Here is a 21162-nt window from a genome sequence, read left to right as displayed (position 1 = left end):
TATTTAGTTAATTTTTACTGCGCTTGGCGCAACAGCAGAATGGGCGGTATCACTTTCGCTATTTTCAACCGGGATATCTTCAAAACCCAGCAACAGCGTGGTAATAAACGAAATCACGATGGCCAGAATCATCACACCAAACACCCATACGATACTCATTGGATTGGCCGGATCGAAGAACTGGACACTGGTAAATAATCCAGGGGACGCCATCGAATGACTTGCCAGCCCACCGATTCCGGCGACTGCACCACAAATAAAACCACTAATAAGACTGGCGATCAGCGGGCGTTTAAGACGCAATGCCACCCCATAAAGTGCCGGTTCAGAGATACCCGCGACAATCGCTGATGCGGCAGCAGCCAGCGCCGTTTGGCGCAATTCCGGGTTTTTGGTTCGCCATGCGACAGCCAACGATGAGCCACCCAGTGAAAGATTAGCGCCAATCTCTGATGGCATAACCATGCCCTCTTTGCCGGTCTCCGCAATGGTCTGAATAATGGTTGGGGTAAAGACACGGTGCATGCCGGTCATAACCAATAAAGGCCAGAGTGCCCCCATAATCGCTACCGAGAGCCAGCCCAGATAGTCATGAACGGTGTACACTAACGAAGAAATACCGCTGCCGATCCAAATTCCCAGAGGGCCAATAAACATGATGGCAATAGGCGCGGAAATCAGCACAATTAACATTGGTTTAAGGAAGTTTTTGGTCACCGCCGGTGTAATGCGATCCACCCATCTTTCAATATAAGACAGCAGCCAGGTCATACATAATGCCGGAATAACGGTATAGGTATACTTCACCGCCGTGACCGAAATGCCCATAAACTCAACTTGTTGGCCTTGTGCAGCTTTGGCCATTAAATCAATAAAGGCGGGATGAACCAACACCCCGGCAATGGCGATAGCCAGTGACATATTGGTTTTAAATTTGAGTGCGGCAGAAGCAGCAACCATAACCGGAAGGAAGAAGAACGCCCCGTCACCAATGACATTGAGAATAATCAGTGTCGATGAGCCTTTGCCAAAAACACCGGTCATATCCAGAATCATGGCCAACAGTTTGACCATTGAACCACCGATAATGGCAGGAATCAGAGGTGACATGGTGCCAATCAGCGCATCAAGGATCCCCGCGCCGATGCGTTTCAAGGTTATTTTATTTTTTTGCGGCAGCGTATTTTCAGCTACCAGGCCTTCCGGCAGCAGTTTTAGCACTTCAGCATAGGCATATGAAACGTTATTACCAATAATGACCTGACACTGGTTTTCATTGCGCACCACACCCAGCACACCGGTGATGGACTTCAACTTCGCCAGATCAACCGCACTATCATCGTTAAGCACAAAGCGTAAACGCGTCATACAGTGGGTCACCGCCGCGATGTTATTCGCCCCACCAATGGCATCGACTATCGATGCAGATACTGCGGCATAATTCTTTGACATGAGTAGCAACTCCCCGTAATGACGCACGCCGAGCTAAGCAAACCATTTGCCATCGAAGAGGGACTATCCTCACCAGCATGAATGGTAATTAGCTATTATATTCATAGTGTTATTTAAATATTACCTGCCGATACACCCTTGCTTTTAGTTATTATCAGGCAACTAGGTAACCGGTTCCACACGAGAATCTTAAATTACTGACTGCAATTCAATAGATGGAGTAATTAAATTCTTATTTTGTGATAACGATCAGCATTAATTAGGCGTGTTATTGTGCACGACAGTAGTTGTGAGCCTAAAGAACTGAGTATTGCCAGTCAGCCGCCAGTCTATAGCGCATGGGCCAGAACCCAATTGGAACAGCATGTCTACCCGCCCATAGGGTAAGTGAATATTGCTAACAGCCGTGCAGTTTCGAGGGCGAAAGGTATAGAATGACAATAATTTTCAACGGGTAGGAAAGACCTATGTCTACAATGCTAGAAGTGGCAAAAAAAGCAGGTGTCTCGAAAGCCACTGTTTCGCGTGTTCTGTCAGGCAAAGGCTATGTCAGTGAAGTGACTAAAGCGCAGGTATATAAAGCGATTGAAGAGAGCGGATATCGACCAAACTTGCTGGCAAGAAATCTGGCGACCAATAAATCACAATGCATTGGTTTGGTGGTGACCAATACTCTTTATAATGGTAACTACTTTAATGAAATACTGTCTCAAGCGGCCAAAAAATTAGAGAATAATGGCCGTCAACTGGTGCTGGTTGACGGGAAACACAGCGCGGAAGAGGAACAAGAAGCAATCCAATTCCTGCTCGACTTACGTTGCGACGCAATAATAATTTATCCCCGATTTTTAACTGTGGATGATATGGATCTTATTATTGATAAATATAAGCAGCCCATTATGGTGGTCAACAGAAAATTAAGAAAAAACCACAGCCACTGTACTTTCTGCGATCATAAAGGGTCCAGTTATAATGCGACAAAATATCTCATTGAGCGGGGCCATCAGGATATTGCATTTATCACCGGCTCACTGGATTCACCAACAGCGATTGAGCGCCTTTCTGGATATAAAGAAGCATTAAATGCATTTTCTCTTCCGCTGCGCGATAACCTTATTATTCAAGGAAAATGGACCCCGCTCAGTGGTGCAACTGCGGTAGAATCGTTATTAGCCAGCCAACAACCATTTAGTGCGATTATCGCCAGCAATGATGATATGGCAATTGGTGCCATGAAAAGATTAAATCAGGCAGGGATCAGCGTACCTGAAGCGGTCTCTCTTATTGGCTTCGACAATATCCCCATTGCACCTTTTCTAAGTCCATCGTTATCCAGTATTAAAGACCCCGTCAGCGGTATGATAAATGACGTCATTAATCGGCTAATTTCAATGCTGGACGGAGGATATTTATCAACTGAAAATATATTTCAGTCCGAACTGATTATCAGGGATTCAATCAGTGACGGGCCATATTTAAGCCAATTAGCGCTCAACCATCAATAAAGCGCCCAGTTCACTGGGCGTATATTGGGCATAGCAAGGAACAGCTGGTGTTTATAGCCCATCCTCTCGGCGATCACTGGCTATTGGTGGCACCGATGATGCTCTCTCAACCACAATACGGCGGACCTTATAGCCGGTGATACCCAGTATTAGCGTGACTATCGGCGCGGCAATATTAAATACCGCAAATGGCAGATAGCCCATGGTGGATACACCCAATACCGCCGCCATATAAGCACCGCAAGAATTCCAGGGAATCAACGGAGAGGTGACGATACCGGCATCCCCCACCAGGCGTGAGAGATTTTCAGGTGCTAACCCGCGTTTGGCAAATTCACCGTGGAATAACCGTGTTGGCAGCAATAAAGCAATATATTGATCACCCGCGACGATATTAAGCCCAATGGCCGTAGCAACCGCCGAAGCAAAAAGTTGCCCAACAGTTTTAGCCCGCAACAAAATCGGGGTTACCAGTTTATTAAGCAGGCCAAAGTCATCCACCATAATACCGAATGTCACTGCACCGATAATCAACCAGATAGTCAGCAGCATGCTGTCCATTCCCCCACGCGACAACAATGCATCCATCTGTGGAATACCGGAGTTCTCCTGAAAACCATTAGCCATCGCCAACCAAACGCCCTTCACCGCAGCAATGGGTAACGCGGTATCAGGTTCAGCAATAAAGCGCGCAATGGCCTGCGGCTGAATAAATGCTGCCATCACACCAGCCAATAACGCCGCGCTAATAATGGCCAACGGTGCCGGGACTTTACCGACGGATAATCCAAGTAAGAATACCAGTGGCAGTAAATTCCAAGGCGTAATGTTGAATAACTCATCAAATCGGGCTAATTCGGCGTGCGTAATTGTGGCATCAAAGCTGGCTTGTTGATTGATACCCAATATGATGAATGCTACCAAAGCAACCAATGCGGCAGGAATTGTGGTCCAAAGTTGTGCCTGTATATGGCGATACAATTCAACACCATTCAACTGTGCGGCCAACACAGTACTTTCGGATAATGGCGAGATTTTATCACCCACATAGGCACCAGAAATCACGGCACCTGCGGTTATCTCTGGTGAGACACCAATCATATTGGATAACCCAACCAACCCTACCCCAATGGTTCCCGCCGTTGTCCAGGAGCTGCCAATACTTAGAGAAACCCCGACACAAACAAGAAATGTAATGGGGAAAAACCAATTTGGTGTAATCAGAATAATGCCGTAATAAACTAAAGTCGGTATCGTCCCCGACATGTTCCAGGTCCCAATTAATGCACCAACAGCAAGTAAGATAAATATCGCGCCAACCACTGTTGATATTCCCTTACGCGTGGATTGGGCAATATCCTCCCATACATGACCATTCTTCATAATGATTACAGCGGTAATCATGGTGCAAAGAATAAGCGCGACCTGTAATGGTCCATTGACGGCATTTAGGCCAAACAGAGCGACAGATGCGCCGACGAGTAACACCAACGACAACATCGGAATAATGGCATCTAAATAGGAGGGAGGCTTGATAGTGCGCGTTTTTTTGGGAACATTGGCCATATATACCCCACAAACAATTAAATACGACTAGTGAGTCAGATCAATCTTTTAATGATGCTTGCACGCTACGGCTCGTTTTTTTAAGTATAGTCATTGGAAAGATATCTGATTAATTAGTTTAGCATTTAACGCCAGAAGTCAGCGCGAAGTAGCACCCAAAGAAAAGGAGCACAAGGCTCCTTTAGGTCAAACAACGACGGTATTGGTATCGCTCTGACTATTTGGCGCGAACACCTTCGACTGACAAAATCAGTTCGACTTCCTGTGATGCCGGGCCTAAATCAGTGGTGATATTAAAGTCTTTCAGCTTGATAGTACCATTTGCTTCAAAGCCAGCACGATAACCGCCCCAAGGATCACTACCTTGACCAGTCAACTTGCTTTCCAATGTCACCGGCTTAGTGACACCATTTAATGTCAGGTTACCCACGACCGAATAGCCTTCTGCATTTTTCTTAACGTCAGTCGACTCAAACGTTGCCTGTGGGAATTTACCGACATTCAGGAAATCTTTACTACGCAGATGTTTGTCACGCTCTGCATGGTTGGTATCAACACTATTGGTATTGATCACCACATTAACTTTATCAGCGGCCGGATTTTTCTCATCAAAAGTGAAAGAACCGTCAAAATCATTAAAACTGCCGTATAACCAGCTATATCCTAAATGTTTAATCCTGAATTCGATAAAGGCATGCTGCCCTTCTTTATCGATTTTATATTCGGCGGCTACGGCACTGCCTGCGGTAAACATCAGTGCACCTACAGCCAGGCCCAACAGGGTCTTATTAAACATATTTAATTCTCCATAATACAGTTGGTTAATCGGTGCTACGTCCCAGCATCCGCTTAAGGGTTACATCACCATCAATAAAGTGGTGCTTAATCGCGGCCAGTCCATGCAACAGTGAAAGCACGACGACTGCCCAAGCCAAATAGAGATGTACAGTTCCGGCAGTATCTGCCTGGTCAGGTAGATTGGTCAGTGTTGCAGGGACATTGAACCAACCAAATATATTGATTGGTTGCCCATCTGCTGTTGAGATCAAATAACCGCTGAACATGATACAAAATAGGACAATATATAAAATCAAATGCGCCAATATCGCGCTTACCCGAGTTAAACGGCTATAACTCAATAAGGGTTTGGGGGGCGGCGAAATAAAGCGCCAAATCACCCGAAATAACATCACCGCAAACAGTATGCTTCCGATGCTTTTATGTATTTCAGGTGCCTGATGATACCAGCCATCGTAGTAGCCCAGAGTTACCATCCATAAACCCAGGGCAAACAACGCATACACCGTAAATGCCACTAACCAGTGGATAGCAATAGTCATGCGCCCGAACTGCTCCCTGGTATTTTTCCAAAGCATAATGATTCCCTTTTGCTCAATTTACAGAACAATAGTCAAACATTTCGAAACATAAAATCAACACTTATTTTATATAAGATATATTTTTCCAATCGCCGTCAGTTATTTTGCGGGAGTCGATAATTACTCGGTCAGTTTAATTGTTGGACTTTACTTAACCTGACATAAGCACAGTAAGCAAGCAGGTAAATACAGCAGAAATAAAAGCGGTGAATTCATTAAATTAAGCATTCCCAGCGGGAAATAGCAGGAGTTAAAAGCAGAAATAATGCCATTACAAATATTTATAATGGCATTATTTGGAGGGGTATCCGTTGATCATTCTTATCTAACAGTAAGATAGAAGGCCATCAGGTTATACCGTAAAACCGAGATAGAGATAGATTGCCAAAACAATACTTGCAGTTGCAATGGCATAGGGCATTTGTGTTCGAATATGCTCAATATGGTCACAATCCGTCGCCATAGACGCCACAATGGCATCACCAGAGATAGGCGATGTCATGTCACCAAAAATAGAACCTGCAATGGCCGCACCAATCATATATTCCACTGGCATCCCCAAAGAAACCCCAAGCTGAACACCTATGGGGATCATAATGGCAAACGTGCCCCATGATGTCCCCGTCGCTAGCGACATAATTGCACTGATAATAAAAATAAAGCCAATTGAGAATCCAGGAGAAATAACACCGGAGGTGATAGTAGCAATATATTGCCCGGTATTGAGATCAGCAGAGACATTCCCCATCAAAAATGCCAATACCATTATTGAGCTGATTTTCACCATACTGGCGTAACCGATATACAACTCTTTAAAAAAGGATTCTATATTCAGGATCCGTCGCCCACAGAACCAAACAAAAGAAACCGTTGTCCCAAACATCACGGCGCTATATACCGACATAGAGCCGCTACCTTTAGTGAAATCACCGTCCCCTGTAACATAAAGGGCAACCGGCACCGCAATAACTGTCGATAAGATAGGGATGAGGAAGTTAAGCAATGAATTACACGCCGGATGATCAATGACTTCATCTTTTTCTTTCTCAACGTGCAGATCCTGCTTGCTGGTGAAATTCACCTCAGCTTTTCTCATCGGTCCCCAAGATGCCCCGGAGAAAATATAGAACAGCACTGACGCCAACGAGAACCATGCCATCAGATTCCATACCATCGATCTGGCCAGAATCTCAAAAGGCTGTCCATCAATGTACCCTTTGGCGATCTGGACACCGATAACCCCCATCATTGCCGCCCCCCAACCATTAATCATTGCTGAAGAACAGACCGATACACAGGAGGTTTGGACAATATAAGACATTTTCTCTGGTGATAGACCGTATCTTTTTGCCAGATCTTTGGTCGATGCACCGGCAATAAGTTGGTTGATCGAACTTTCAATGAAAATAATTGACGTAATCACCATCGCCAACAACTGCACTGCTTTTTTATTGGTAACAAACTGAGTTTTTTCTGTTAAGGCGCGAACTAAACTTCGAACGCCCCCGGTCACGACAATTAAGCGCATGATCCCGCCAATCATCACCATAAAAATAACGGTACGAGTATTACCTGGAGAAGAGAATATATCAATAATTCCATTTAAAGTGCCACTGATCCCCTGAAGTAGATTGTGATCATTAATAACCGTAAATCCAACAACTATCCCCATTAATAACGACAATATTACCTGCCGAGTAAAAATCGCCAAACAAATAGTTACCAGTGGAGTTATAATTGTCCACACGCCATAATCATGCATATGACTACCCTATTAATTATTGTATAAAGGAAAGGGCTTGCTCTGTGTCTGCTATTAAATCATTAATATCTTCGATACCGATTGAAAGCCGTAGTGTTGTATCGTATATGCCTATATTTTCCCTCTCGTTTTGAGACATAGAACCATGCGACATTGAAGCAGAATGGTTAACCATACTTTCAACGCCCCCCAGTGATTCGGCTAAAACAAAATAATTTAGCTTGGCAATAAAGGTTTTCACCGCTGTTATATCGCCTTTTAATCGGATACTGACTACCGCCCCGCCAGAACGCATCTGTTTTTTACACAATTGATATTGAGGATGTGATTCCAGACCAGGGTAATGGACATCTAGTACCTTAGAATGTTGTGCTAAAAACTGCGCGATTTTTAAAGCATTACTGCATTGACGTTCCATACGAACATCAAGTGTTTTCATGCCGCGTAATGCCAAATAGGCATCAAACGGCGAAGCAATAGCCCCAACGGTGGTTTTACAAAAATCCAGTTGGTCAGCAATATTCTGCACATTGGTAATAACTGCACCACCAATTAAATCTGAATGCCCACCAATATATTTACTGGTAGAGAGCATAACAATATCAGCACCTAAAGTGAGCGGCCGTTGGTTCCAGGCACTGGCAAAGGTATTATCCACGCAGCTCATTATTCCCCTGCTTTTGGCAACCTGGCATACCACTTCAATATCAACTAATTCCAACAGTGGGTTAGTGGGCGTTTCAATCCAGATTAAAGCTGTATTCTTCTGAATATGGCTATTTACTGACGCCAGATCGTTAAGATCGACATAACTGAATGTGGTGCCTGAAGTGTGTTTACGCAGACGTTCAAACAACCGATAAGTACCGCCATAGACCCCTTTCATTACTAATACATGGGAATCTTTAGGTAGCAACTCCAATATAAGTGCAGTTGCTGCCATACCGGAAGCGGTCGCTGTGGCATAGATACCACCTTCTAACTCAGCCAAGGCGGTTTCATACGCATATCTTGTCGGGTTACTGCAACGGGAATAACAAAACTCCCCTTCTTCGCCTAAATTGGGTTGAATGAAAGAACTGGCAGTAGTAATTGGTGGAAAAATAGCATTATTGCCCCGGTCAACTTGATCTCCGGCATGGATAACCAGAGTCGCGATCGATTTTGACTTATTCATTATTTGTCCCTTTAAATTTTTACGATAACCCACCGATCATTATTAATAATGACGTTAGGCCACGCAGTTAAACCGTAATATTTATTTACGTGTCATTATACTGATAATTTCTTTATCTGTTTGCCTCATCGGCGATAACACTAATTTACATAAATTGTTGATAGAACCTTCAACATTACAAGAAACAATGCCATCACGCTCCCCTGCAACGCTATTTTGTTGCGCCATCAACACCGACTTAAATGCGCAGGCGGTGGCAGTAGACACTTTCATCGCACAACTATTTGATGCACCATCACAAATAATCCCACTGATATCACTGATCATATTACTGACCGCGTAGGAGATAGTCTGAAAATCTTGGGTCAATAACCAACTCATACCTGCCGCTGCGCCCATTGCTGCCGTTGAAGCCGCACACAATGCAGACAATCGGGTATAACGCATATGAATTGAAATTGCAGCCAAATGAGCCAATGCTAATGCCCTGGCCAGGGTTTCATCATCGGTATTTAGATGTCTGGCAAGTGTCACTACCGGCATTGTCACGGTAATCCCTTGATTACCTGAGCCATAATTTGACATCGCGGGTAAGGGTGCGCCTCCCATACGGGCATCTGACGCCGCAGTGGTGTTGATCAACATTTGGCTCAGTAAGTCAGTGCTGATAAAGCCGTTTTTCCTGGCCTGCGACAGCGCCCCACTCACGTTCAAACCATAGCTCTTCCTTTGCCCCTCATCAGAAAGCGCAGTATTAATCTCAGCACTTTTCAACATAAACATAATATCTTTAGCACCAACATCGGTCACAAATTTAAATGCGTCGTTAAGTGAAAATTCGGGTAGTGCGCCCTTTTCATTGTCGGTGATTAAGTCTCGGGCTAATATTTGTTTTATATTATTAATATATACTTGCGTGACATTGGTATGGCCACCTTGAATCACAACCCGGCAGTGTTCATCAAGGCTATATAACGTAATATCAATAAAAATAAAGTCCGCAGCATCTACTGCGTTTAAACACACTTTACCTGATTCATTGAACATATAAGCTTGGGTAATTTGTGCCGCAGTAATGTCTTTCAATACTTCTAAATCGGCATCCGCGTTACCGCCAATAGCCCCTATCGCCGCCGCAAGAGTCACTCCGCAATAAGTTGTTCCCGGGATAGTGACCCCCATCGCATTTTTATACAGATTCTCCGATATCTCCCCCGTTATTTTTAATATCGGTGCGTTGAGATATTTGGCAGCCACCGCAGCAGCATACGCAATAGCAATAGGTTCAGTACAACCTAATGAAAGTTTTACTTCTTTTCTCAACCAATCGAGCAACTGTTGATGCGTAATTTTTTGCATTTGAAATAATTAATCAGTGATTTTATTTATTTTTATCTTATGGTTTTAATGGGAGAAATACTTTTCATATTTTCCTGTTGTTTTTAATAGCTGGAGAATATTATTCTCTTTAATGAAAAATTAAAATACAGATAAATTTAATTAAAAATACATGAAATACAACAAGTTAAATAATTTACTTACCATAAGTACCACACCCAATGAGATACTAGTCACAAAACAATAAAGAGAATATTTTCCCCCTTGGGCGAGATTCTTTCTCTGAATCCATAAACCGCCGATTAAAAAGGCGAGTTAGCTACTGCCAACTCGCCTAAAATAAAACCTAAGCTATCACGATATTCTCGCTTCAACCTGTCCTAGTTTGATAACCCGTGCTACTGAGGAGACTGCTGCATGGTCCAGTTGAGCACTTGGGTGGCTAACTGGTCACTGGCCAGGCCAAAGGCCTGAATCACCTCATTCATCTCGCTACCTGTTATCGGTTGGCGAATTTCAAACTGGCGGGTCGCAATAATCCTACGGTCCGAAATTCTTACCAGCCGGGCATCAAAGCGGATCAGCACTTCGCTGCTACCAACATGATATACCCCTTGGAACGCAGACAAATCACCACTCAACTCCACATCAGCCTGTAGGCTGTCATCATCGCTACTGACTGCGCGGATTCGTCCATCACTACGGAACGCCTGAATAAGACGATTGCGCACCAGAATCGGCGCTGAATCACTCCAACGAGAGTTTTTATAAACTGCAATCTCCTGGCCCTGAGGCTGCACCGCTATGCGTGAGCTATTAAGAAACTGGTTCGTCGCCGGTTGTGAAACCCGTAATGACCAGTTTACTGTCTGCGCGCGCGGCGCACTCACTGCTGGTGGCACCGGCAGAAGATAAACTTGTGATACGGGGGCCGAGGGTAAAATGGTACAGGCAGAGAGCAGTATCGCCCCGCCAGATATCATCAATAGCCACACACGGCGGCCTGCATAGCGCATTAGATTAAGAGAGAGCATTAAGGCGTAAACTCCTGTGTTCTTTCACGGCCGCGCAACAAGGCCGCTGGGTTTTCTTCCAAACGAGAAACGGCGGCACGTAATGTCGCTAATGTTCTGCGCAGCTCATCCACAGCCGGCCCCAGCTCATTCATCCCTTGCATCCCGTTATTGAGTGAGGTTTTATTTTCATTCACCAATTTATTGAGGATGGTACTGGTATTTTGCAACGATGCCATGGTCTTGGCGGCATCATTGACCAGTTGTTTCCCCTGCCCATCCATTAAGCCGTTAGCATTACGCAGCAGGCGATTAGTTTGGGCCAGTGTCTCATTAGCCTGTTTACTGGCCTGCGCCAACTGCTGTAACAGGGTACGAAGATCGCCACGTTGATCAGCCACGGTTTGAGTGACCAGCGCGAGATTATCCAGTGTCGTTATCAGGCGCTGCTGGTTATCCGGTGCCAGCAGCTGGTTCAAGCGCACCAACACTTCATTCGCATTGGTCATGAAATTCTCACCGTTAGCCAGTAACTGACTCATCGGCGAAGGGGTGGCAATAATGATAGGAACATCGCCATCTTTGCCTTCCAACAACGGGCTGTCCTGGCTGCCACTGCTGAATTGAATATTTGAAGTGCCGGTAATACCCGCAACTGTCAGGCGGGCTTGAGTATCCTCGCGTATCGGAGTAGATGCAGAGACGCGGATACGTGCCCAAACCTTATTAGGATTCTCTCGGTCCAACCGCAATTGTGTCACCTCACCGACTCGAATCCCGCTGTACTGAACGGTGCTGCCCTGTGACAGGCCACTCACCGGTTCATTGAAAACGATATCGTACAATCTGAACTGGCGGTCAGAACCGGAATTTGTCAGCCATAGGCAAAACAGCAGCGCGGCACTCACCACAATAAGAGTGAACAAACCAATAACAACATGATGAGCACGGGTTTCCATATTACCACCTCTCTCCACTGTTAATTGCCGCTGCCTGATAAGCAGCCCGGCCTCGTGGGCCATGAAAATACGCCTGAATCCAGGCATCATCAGTCGCCGCAACTTTATCCAGAGTATCAACCACCAGCACTTTTTTCTGCGAAAGCACCGCCACACGATCACACAACGTATACAGCGTATCCAGATCGTGAGTTACCAAAAATACCGTCAGATTGAGGGCATCCCGCAGGGTGCGGATCAAACTGTCGAACGCCGCCGCACCGATGGGATCAAGGCCCGCTGTCGGTTCATCAAGAAACAGAATATCTGGGTCCAGCGCCAAGGCACGGGCTAACGCAACACGTTTGACCATGCCACCCGACAGTGATGCCGGATACTTACTGCCAGTGCCCGGCGGTAACCCGGCCAGTGCCAGTTTAACCTGAGCCAGACGCTCAGCCTCAGCCCGGGGTAACCCGGCGTTTTCTATTAATGGCAACGCCACGTTTTCGGTCACGGTTAGAGAGCTGAACAGTGCGCCTCGTTGAAATAATACGCCAAATCGGCGCTCGACCATGGAGCGGGATTGACCTGACAGTGTCATTAAATCTTCACCAAAAACATGAATTTGCCCGTCAGTCGGACGACGTAGCCCAACAATACTGCGTAACAGAACCGATTTACCGGTACCCGAGCCGCCAACCACGCCCAAAACCTCGCCGCGCTTAACATCAAGATTTAACCCTTGATGCACGCACTGTGCGCCAAAGCAGTTAACCAGAGAGCGAATTTGAATAATTGCATCTTGCGTCATTTGGCTCACCACCCCATTTCCATGAAAAATAGCGCTGCCACGGCATCAAGCAAAATCACCACAAAGATCGAATGCACCACACTGGTGGTGGTATGGACCCCGACAGATTCAGCGCTACCCGTCACTTTGAACCCCTCCAGACAGCCAATAATAGCAATCAGGAAAGCAAAAATAGGGGCTTTGCTTATACCCACCAGAAAATGCTGCAACCCATTACTGTTTTGCATAATCGACAAAAACATGGTTGGAGAGATATCCAGTGTTAAGGCGCACACCACCATGCCACCAAAAATACCACAAACCATACCAATAAAGGTCAGCATCGGCAGAGAAATCAATAGTGCCAAGACGCGCGGTAGCACCAGCAATTCGACCGGATTCAAGCCCAGCGTCTGGATAGCATCAATCTCTTCATTGGCTTTCATCAAGCCAATTTCAGCGGTAAAAGCACTGGCTGTCCGCCCTGCCATCAGGATAGCGGTAAGCAGTACCGCAAATTCACGTAAAAAAGAAAATACCACCAAATCGACGGTAAAAATGCCCGCGCCGAAGGTAGTGAGTACGGTGGCACCGAGAAAAGCGATAACTGCCCCCACCAAAAAGGTGAGCAACATAATGATCGGTACAGCATTGAGGCCAATCTGTTGAATATTGGCAATTAATGAGGTAATGCGCCAGCGTGAGGGCCGAAAGAGTGTTCCCAGCAAGGTTTCCAGCGTCAGGCCAATAAAGCCCAATAGTGACTTAATATCTTGCCATAAGTTATCTACCGAACGGCCGGTGTTAGCCAGCATCTCCAGCCAAAATCGTGCGGGTTTTTCTGACGGCTCAGGCGCTAAGTCAGGCAATACATGGCTTACCGTTTCAAGTAAGGTTCGCCGTTCTTCTGGCAATTTAGGCGCAAGTTCGCGTAAATTTGCCACACGATTCTCACCCAGAAGTAGAGCTAGCAACGTTGCACCGGCGGTATCTAACGCCCCGAGTTGGTTGAGGTCAAATACCACGCCACTGGGCATATTCGCGCGCAACTGCGCCACTTGGGGTTCCAAAAAGCGATAATGCGCCAGTACCCAATCCCCCCTGATATACACTATGGGAGGCTGAGCCGCGCTATCGAGATCAAGTTGTACGGAGGACGTTTGCTCAGTCATTGCTCAGACCTTACCTATTTCAAACCCTAATGTTTCAAACCCTAAATAGGTATATCACACAGTTAAGTAAGAGTAATGACTGTTTAATTAATGAAGTGTTAACCACCCGCTAATCAGTGAGGTGTGGCACTCTGTTTGCCCAATTGCCGTATTTTCTTCCCCGGCAGGGTAAACCACACCACCACCGCCAGCAGAATTAACAGTGCGCTGGCAGTACCTAATACCAAACTATGCGAGGCAGAAAAGGCAAGTTTGGCGCTGGTCAGTAGATGCTCATTCCCACCAAGGCTATTGACCACCTGAATAGTTTCACTGATAGAAGCACTGGCCTGCTCAACGAGATCAGCAGGTAAATCTGCTGGTAATTCAATAGACGCGGTATAGGCCCGCGATAACATCAAACCAAATATTGCCACCCCGAATCCCGCCCCCAGCTCATAAGCCATACCCTCAACCGCCCCTGCCGCACTGGCTTTTTCCGGGGGAGCCGCACTCATAATCGCCGCAGTAGAAGCTAATAACGAGGCTTCAATACTGAACCCCAGCACTATCATCCATCCCCATGCCAGATAAACTTGCGTGGCAAAATCGGTCCAGGCCAGGCCGAGAAAACTCAATGAGCTAAATGCAATACCCGCGCTTGCGACGGTACGTAACCCCAATTTAGCCACCAGCCAACCGGATATCGGCCCGCTAACACCACTGGCAATCATCAATGGCATTAGAAATATACCCGCTTCGAGTGGGCTTTTACCTAACACAAACTGCAATTCCTGTGTCAGCAGCAATTCAAAACCAACCAGCGTTATCATTGCCGTCATGGCCATTGCCATACCAACAGCGATCACCCGCTGGCTTATCAGGCGAAAATCGATCATTGGAGCTGTCGTTGATAACTGGTGACGAACAAAAGCAAACAGCATCGCGCCCCCGATACACGCGGTTAGGAAAGTTACCCTCATATCTCCCCCGCCGCGCAGCCCGGTTTTCGCCGCATAGACCAGCAATAGGATCGCAGTAATCAATACCAGTGCCGGAGCCAATCTCCATGACTGTTCCACCCGCACTGGCTGGCTCGGTATAACCAGCAGCGTGGCAATAACCACTGCAATAATAATAGGGATATTGATCAGGAAGACTGAACCCCAGTAGAAATATTCCATCAATAATCCACCAACCAGTGGCCCCATCGCGGCACCCGTCGTTCCGATGGCAACCCATATCCCCAGCGCCAATGCCCTTTCTCGTTCATCGGTAAAGATATGGCGCACCGCCGACAAGGTTGCCGGCAGGATCATCGCCGCACCTATCGCCAAGAAAGCGCGTGCCGCAATGAGCGCGGCAACCGATGGTGCAAAAGCCGCCGCCAGTGAAGCAAGCCCGAACAGTACCGACCCCAACAACGCCAACCGTTTGAAACCGATGCGATCCCCCAGCGCCCCCATTGGCAGCAGCAAACAGGCCATAACCAGTGAGTAAATATCAATAATCCACAGCAATTCACTGCCCGTGGCTGACAGTGCAATACCCAGCCGTGGGGCGGCCACATGTAATACAGTTGCATCAATAGAAACTGGGAGATACATCAGAATAATAACGTAGAAAATCATCCACTTTTTAGACATACAAAACGCTCAAATAAGGCATATATTAATGTTGAACACCTGTTCAATATGTCAATAATAGCGGAAAGTTGAACTAGCGTCCAATTCATCACATAATGGCTGAAACACTAATAAGTCAGATAAGGAGTCTCTTTGGCCTATTTGAACCGTGAGGAACGCCACGACACCCTTTTGCAGGCTGCGATGCGTGTCGCGATAAGTGAAGGGATGGCGGCAACCACTGTACGTCGTGTTGCCAGCGAAGCCGGCGTGGCTGTTGGGCAAGTTCATCACCATTTCACATCAGTCTCACGACTACGCGCAGATGCTTTTCTACTCTTAGTTAAACAGTCGTTATCTGCTTTTGCGCTAAACAGTCAAAACTTACCTGCCGTTGAACGGATACAGCAAGTGTTGGGCTATCCACAAGATGAAGCCGGCCGAAGAGAAACCCGGTTGTGGAATGAAATTTCAATGCTAGCCGAGCGCGATGAACTTATTAAGGAAGCCTATGCGGCGTCGATGTCAGACTGGCATGCGGCTACCGTGGCGGTGATCCATACCGGCATTACCTGCGATGAATTTCGCTCAGATATCAATGCCAGTGATGTTGCCTGGCGGCTGATCGGGCTGGTGTGCGGTCTGGATGGTCTAACCCAGTTTACCGAGTTAGGTTTTTCAGAAGCAGAAATCTTGCGCCATCTGGCCGCAATGATGAGAAGCGAGTTATTGAAAAACCATTAATAGATTCTCACCTTGGCCGGTACTTAACTCAGAGAGTTTTCCCTGATAGGACAGGCTATAATGATTATCTGATTCCTCAAATCCCCAACGTCATTGGCGTGGCAGCACAGCAACCAATCCCGATGAGCTGACAGAGGTTAGCAATTCAGGTGATAAACATGCCGGGAGCAGCTAACGTCAAGGAAGAAGGGACATATTATAAAGTACATAACATGACTAAACAGACTCCTGTCGCCGACAGTATTTATTACAACGGCACAATTTATACGGCAGATGCTGATAATACGGTTTGCAGTGCCATCGCCATCGGCCAGGGCTATATTCTGGCCACGGGCGGTGAGGAGATCAAACAGCAATTCGCTAGCGCGCATACTCAACTTATCGATCTGGCGGGTAAGTTTATGATGCCCGGCCTGATTGACAGCCATATGCACCCGTTTTGGGGCGGGAAACAACTGATTGGTTGTAACCTCAATTACGCTGCGCTAAGTGTTGAACAGACACTGGATATTATCCAGCAACACCTCGATAGCGATCCTTTTAACGGTGAAAATGACTGGCTGACCGTGCGCGCCTGGCAGCGTCAGGCGATGACACCCGTCGGCGCTGATATGAGCCGAAAGGCCTTGGATTCGCTCAATACCTGCCGTCCAATCGCATTGTTCTCCAATGACTGCCACACGCTGGCGGCCAACAGCCGCGCGCTGGAATTGCTGGGTATTGATGAACACACCCCAGTACCGCCAGATGGCAAAATTGCCAGCGATACCCACGGTAAATTGACCGGTATTTTGGAAGATGCGCCCGCCATGCGCGCCTTTGACAGTATCCCCTCCGCCACAGCGGAAAAGAATGTGCAAATTGCGGCCCATGTGCAGCAAGTACTTAATGCGCAAGGTGTCACTACCGTGATGGATACTCGTGTTTTTGCCGAACAGTTACTGGCTTTCCGTCGCTTGCATGAACGTGACGCATTAACCTTACGGGTACTGGGTGCTAAAGAAGTGACCCCTGATAGCCTGCAAGGCCCACAGGACGCCGCTCGCGTGGTACAAGAGGTGCTAGAGTTCGCCCACCAATGGGGAAGCCACGCATGGACACCCGCACCGAGTTTCGCCGTCGATCACCTGAAATTGTTTATCGACGGGGTATTGCAACCCCCAACCATGACCGCTGCATTACTGGAGCCGTATCGTGCCAACCAGGGTTCAGCACAACAACCTGACTGGCAAGATACCGAGCGCTATGGCGACCTCTATTTTAGCGCGCCAGTAGTCAATGCCGTGATTCTGGAGTGCGCCCGCGCAGGTCTTCATCCACACACTCATACCGTGGGTGATGGGGCCATCGAGATGGTGCTGGATGCAGTGGAACAGATGCGCGCCGCCTTGCCGGGCAAAGATATCCGCCCAGGATTAGCACATAACGAGCTGGTTGCCCCCCATCAATATGATCGTTTTGCCAAACTGGGAGCAACAGCAGTGCTTTCCTTCCAGTGGGCCGGCTTACCGGGGGTACTAATTGATGAAGAGCGTGAGATGTTGGGCGAGGCCCGTTTCCTGCATATGGAGCCAGCAGCACGCTTCCTTGATGCTGGCGCACGTATTGCGTATGGCAGTGACTGGCCCATTGACAGGCTAGATGAATGGTACAACCTGCAAGTGGGTATGACCCGTCGTGCATGGGATCTCGACGGTCATCCGGCTGGCCCACGGCTGGATAATGATCGTGACCTGACGCTGATTGAAACATTACGTTCTGCCACTATTGATGCCGCTTATATGATTGCCAAAGAGCAATATATCGGCTCACTGGAAGCAGGGAAGTTCGCCGATATTATCATTCTGAAAAATAACCTGTTTGAGCAGTCGCCAAACGCTATTTACCAGACACAGGTGGACTCTACGCTGATCGGCGGTAATGTGGTTTATCAAGCCTAGTGAATGCCCCGCATCATTGATTCACGTCGGTGATGCGGGGGGCAAATCTGTCAGGAGCAGAGTTGAGCACGACAACATAGGCTAAGAAGGAAGTCATTGGCGTTACAGCGACCCTTATGTCAAAATCCGCTCCTTTATGTTCTATAGCTGCATAAAAATGCAGCGTAACGGTGCTTTTTCTCACCAGGAGATGATACGGTAATGCCACAAAACATTCAGTTGCGCAGAGTGCTTAAAACCCCCGCGCTGGTCGCTTTCGGGCTTGCCTATATGGTGCCTTTAGGCGTATTCACTACCTATGGACAGGTGACCGTATTAAGTCAGGGGCATTTGCCCGTTGCCTATCTGGTGACTGTTGCCACCATTCTGTTTACCGCCCTCAGTTATTGCCGGATGACCAGCGCCATGCCGCTGTCTGGCTCCGCCTATTCCTATGTTCAGCGTAGTTTTGGCGGGAAAACCGGTTTTCTGGTGGGTTGGGCGCAAATTTGGATTATCTGTTCCTGCCAATCCTTAATTATTTAGTTTTAGGCATTTTCTTGCATGAGGCATTTCCGCTATTCCCGCTCCGGTATTTATTATTGCGTCTATCATCAGTGTCAGTCTGCTTAATATTCTGGGCGTGCGTTTACTCACCTCAGTTAATTTCTCGCTGATCGCAGCACAGATGGTCTTTATCATATTATTTATTGCGCTCTCTTTCAGTCAGGCCGATTTAAGCCCGGAAGCGTTAATGAAGCCGCTGCTGGTGAATGCCGGTGACCTATCCGGGTTACTCTCTGGTGCGGCAGTGCTCTGTTTGGCCTTCCTCGGTTTTGATGCCATCGCGACCATGGCCGAAGAGGCGCACGACGCCAAACGCACTCTGCCACGGGCCATTCTCTTTACGGTGATCAGCGCCGGTGCTATTTTTATCGCCGTTTCCTATGCTGCCCATTTGGCCTATCCCGATTGGAAATTGTTGATTCCACATCAGGATACCGCCAGCCTGATTATCTCCGAGCATGTCGGTGGTAAGTGGATGTATAACTTCTTTATGGCCACCTATTTGACCGGCGTTTATGCCTCCGCAATGACCGCGCAGACCAGTGTGTCGCGTATTTTCTATGCCATGGGCGTGAAGCGTACTACCACGCAAAGTGTTCTTCCATCTGCATCGCAAATTCCACACACCGTGGCGGGCCATTTTATTCGTTGCCACCATCTCGCTGCTGGCCCTGTTCCTTGACCTGAACTTAGTGGTATCGATGATAAGCTTTGGTGCCCTCGGTGCCTTCACCTTTGTTAATTTGAGTGTGATAAAGCATTTTATTATCAATGAGAAACGCCGCGGTACTGCGGCTATGTTTAAGTACGGGCTATTACCCATGATGGGATTCGTCATGTCGGTGTGGCTGTGGGTTCACCTTGAGCAACGGGCGCTTGGAAGTCGGCTTATTGTGGCTATTGGCAGGCTTTATCTACTTGCTGTGGCTGACTCGCGGCTGGCGTAAATCGCCGCCATCCGTTAATCCAGATGATATTTCACACCTGTTGTAAGAAGCACCAAACCACTAATAGAAAAGGGCCACATCGTAACATGTGGCCCTTTTACTACTTGCCATAACGACGCTAACCGTCGGCAACGCCTTTCACTCACCATTTACTGTATTGAACGTGCCCTGCCTACTGCCTCACCTAGCTGCCATACCGCCATCGCGTAATGGGTGCTGTGGTTGTAGCGGGTAATCGTGTAGAAATTGGGGTAACCCGTACCAATACTGATAACCGGTGCCGACATCCAGACGCAGTAAGCTGGCCTCTTGATAACCCTCTAGCGAACCAGACGGGCTTAGCCCTGCGGCAGATAACATCGAGATAGGGTATTTCGTCTTAAAGCCATTATCAAGGTACGGCGCTTGCCCATTAGCGGGCACCGCGACCATCGCACCTTTGGTCCAGCCATGGGATTTGAAGTAGTTAGCGACACTGCCGATGGCATCTTTCCGGATCCCATAAATTGATGTGGCCGTTACCATTAAAATCAACAGCATAGCTTTTGAATGATGATGGCATAAATTGGCCGTACCCCATCGCGCCCGCATAAGACCCCCGCAAGCTGAGCGGATCATTACCCTCCGCACGAGCCATCAACAGGAAGGTTTCCAGCTCGCCAGAAAGTACTCAGCACGGCGTGGATAAGCAAAGGAGAGTGTGCCAGGGCATCAATGATGCGCGTTTTACCCATCACCCGGCCCCAGCGAGTCTCAACCCCAATGATTCCGACGATAATCTCTGGTGGCACGCCGTAAACCTCATAGGCGCGTTGCAACGCCTCTTGATGTTGGTTCCAGAAGTTAACACCGTTTTGCACATTATCCGGGGTAATAAACTGTTTGCGATAGCGGTTCCACGCACCATTAGGGCCGGAAGGACGGCCTGCCGATGGCGCTTTTATCCATCAAGCGGATAACAAAATCCAGTTTTTTAGTTTGGGCTAATACATCATGCAGTTGTTGAGGCTCAAAACCGTGTTCACGCACCATTTTGTCAACAAATCGGGCTGTGTCGGCGTTATAAGCAAAATCACCGTTTTGCAAATGCCCCACATGTTGCGGCTCAAGCAAGAAACCGCTCTGTATCAGGCCCGCCGATGGCTCGGCAGCAACAGGAGGTGTCGGTTTGCTACTACAGGCAGAGAGCAACGTAAGTAAGGGAACAATAATAGCCAAGTAGCGCATCGAATACCCATAAACCATACAAAAAAGTGATAGCTATGTTAAGTCATTGTCTGCCACGA

General features: G+C 47.4%; 15 protein-coding genes and 2 pseudogenes. 4 read left to right on the top strand and 13 right to left on the bottom strand.

Annotated features, from left to right (window positions below; all coding sequences use genetic code 11):
- Nucleotides 1-3 precede the first annotated feature (3 nt).
- Nucleotides 4-1461, bottom strand: coding sequence for a PTS cellobiose/arbutin/salicin transporter subunit IIBC (locus A6J66_001465; protein PNM26862.1), 1458 nt, complete (start codon nt 1459-1461; stop codon nt 4-6).
- 458 nt (nt 1462-1919) lie between these two features.
- Here A6J66_001465 and A6J66_001460 point away from each other — a divergent pair, with 458 nt between their 5' ends.
- Nucleotides 1920-2957, top strand: coding sequence for a LacI family DNA-binding transcriptional regulator (locus A6J66_001460; protein ID PNM22967.1), 1038 nt, complete (start codon nt 1920-1922; stop codon nt 2955-2957).
- A gap of 51 nt (nt 2958-3008) precedes the next feature.
- Here A6J66_001460 and A6J66_001455 read toward each other — a convergent pair whose 3' ends face one another.
- The 11 genes from A6J66_001455 to A6J66_001405 all read right to left on the bottom strand — a co-directional run bounded on the left by A6J66_001455 (nt 3009) and on the right by A6J66_001405 (nt 15720).
- Nucleotides 3009-4523, bottom strand: a complete 1515-nt coding sequence (locus tag A6J66_001455) for a Na+/H+ antiporter NhaC (protein PNM22966.1) — start codon at nt 4521-4523, stop codon at nt 3009-3011.
- 217 nt (nt 4524-4740) lie between these two features.
- Entirely contained in the window at nt 4741-5319 is a 579-nt protein-coding gene (locus A6J66_001450; GenBank protein PNM22965.1) for a YceI family protein, read from the bottom strand.
- Nucleotides 5320-5344: 25 nt separating this feature from the next.
- Entirely contained in the window at nt 5345-5899 is a 555-nt protein-coding gene (locus A6J66_001445) for a cytochrome b (GenBank protein ID PNM22964.1), read from the bottom strand.
- Between the two features lie 355 nt (nt 5900-6254).
- Nucleotides 6255-7664, bottom strand: a complete 1410-nt coding sequence (locus A6J66_001440) for a sodium:proton antiporter (protein PNM22963.1) — start codon at nt 7662-7664, stop codon at nt 6255-6257.
- Between the two features lie 16 nt (nt 7665-7680).
- Nucleotides 7681-8841 carry a PLP-dependent transferase gene (locus tag A6J66_001435; GenBank protein ID PNM22962.1) on the bottom strand — a complete coding sequence of 387 codons (1161 nt, stop codon included), beginning with the start codon at nt 8839-8841 and terminating at the stop codon, nt 7681-7683.
- Between the two features lie 81 nt (nt 8842-8922).
- On the bottom strand, nt 8923-10200 hold the full coding sequence (locus A6J66_001430) for a serine dehydratase subunit alpha family protein (protein PNM22961.1): 1278 nt from the start codon (nt 10198-10200) through the stop codon (nt 8923-8925).
- 377 nt (nt 10201-10577) lie between these two features.
- On the bottom strand, nt 10578-11213 hold the full coding sequence (locus A6J66_001425; protein ID PNM22960.1) for an ABC transporter: 636 nt from the start codon (nt 11211-11213) through the stop codon (nt 10578-10580).
- Nucleotides 11213-12151 (bottom strand): MCE family protein, encoded by a 939-nt coding sequence (locus A6J66_001420; protein PNM22959.1) that lies wholly within the window; start codon nt 12149-12151, stop codon nt 11213-11215. The genes A6J66_001425 and A6J66_001420 overlap by 1 nt, the downstream gene beginning before the upstream one ends.
- 1 nt (nt 12152) lies before the next feature.
- Complete coding sequence (locus A6J66_001415) at nt 12153-12953, bottom strand: ABC transporter ATP-binding protein (GenBank protein PNM26861.1); 801 nt, start codon at nt 12951-12953, stop codon at nt 12153-12155.
- Nucleotides 12950-14095 carry an ABC transporter permease gene (locus A6J66_001410; protein PNM22958.1) on the bottom strand — a complete coding sequence of 382 codons (1146 nt, stop codon included), beginning with the start codon at nt 14093-14095 and terminating at the stop codon, nt 12950-12952. Before A6J66_001410 ends, A6J66_001415 begins: the two co-directional genes overlap by 4 nt.
- A gap of 113 nt (nt 14096-14208) precedes the next feature.
- Entirely contained in the window at nt 14209-15720 is a 1512-nt protein-coding gene (locus A6J66_001405) for a methyl viologen resistance protein SmvA (protein PNM22957.1), read from the bottom strand.
- A 132-nt stretch (nt 15721-15852) separates the two neighbouring features.
- Here A6J66_001405 and A6J66_001400 point away from each other — a divergent pair, with 132 nt between their 5' ends.
- The 3 genes and pseudogenes from A6J66_001400 (at nt 15853) to A6J66_001390 (ending at nt 19922) form a co-directional block, all read left to right on the top strand.
- Nucleotides 15853-16443 (top strand): TetR family transcriptional regulator, encoded by a 591-nt coding sequence (locus A6J66_001400; protein PNM22956.1) that lies wholly within the window; start codon nt 15853-15855, stop codon nt 16441-16443.
- A gap of 212 nt (nt 16444-16655) precedes the next feature.
- Nucleotides 16656-18383: an amidohydrolase gene (locus A6J66_001395; GenBank protein PNM26860.1), complete on the top strand. Its 1728-nt coding sequence runs from the start codon at nt 16656-16658 to the stop codon at nt 18381-18383.
- 201 nt (nt 18384-18584) lie between these two features.
- Nucleotides 18585-19922 (top strand): annotated as a pseudogene (locus tag A6J66_001390) (Putrescine importer PuuP).
- A gap of 103 nt (nt 19923-20025) precedes the next feature.
- Here A6J66_001390 and A6J66_001385 read toward each other — a convergent pair.
- Nucleotides 20026-21121 (bottom strand): annotated as a pseudogene (locus A6J66_001385) (murein transglycosylase B).
- Nucleotides 21122-21162 lie beyond the last annotated feature (41 nt).

Source organism: Yersinia enterocolitica (genome assembly GCA_002082245.2).
GTDB lineage: Bacteria > Pseudomonadota > Gammaproteobacteria > Enterobacterales > Enterobacteriaceae > Yersinia > Yersinia enterocolitica_E.
This window is presented reverse-complemented; position numbering and strand designations above follow the sequence as displayed.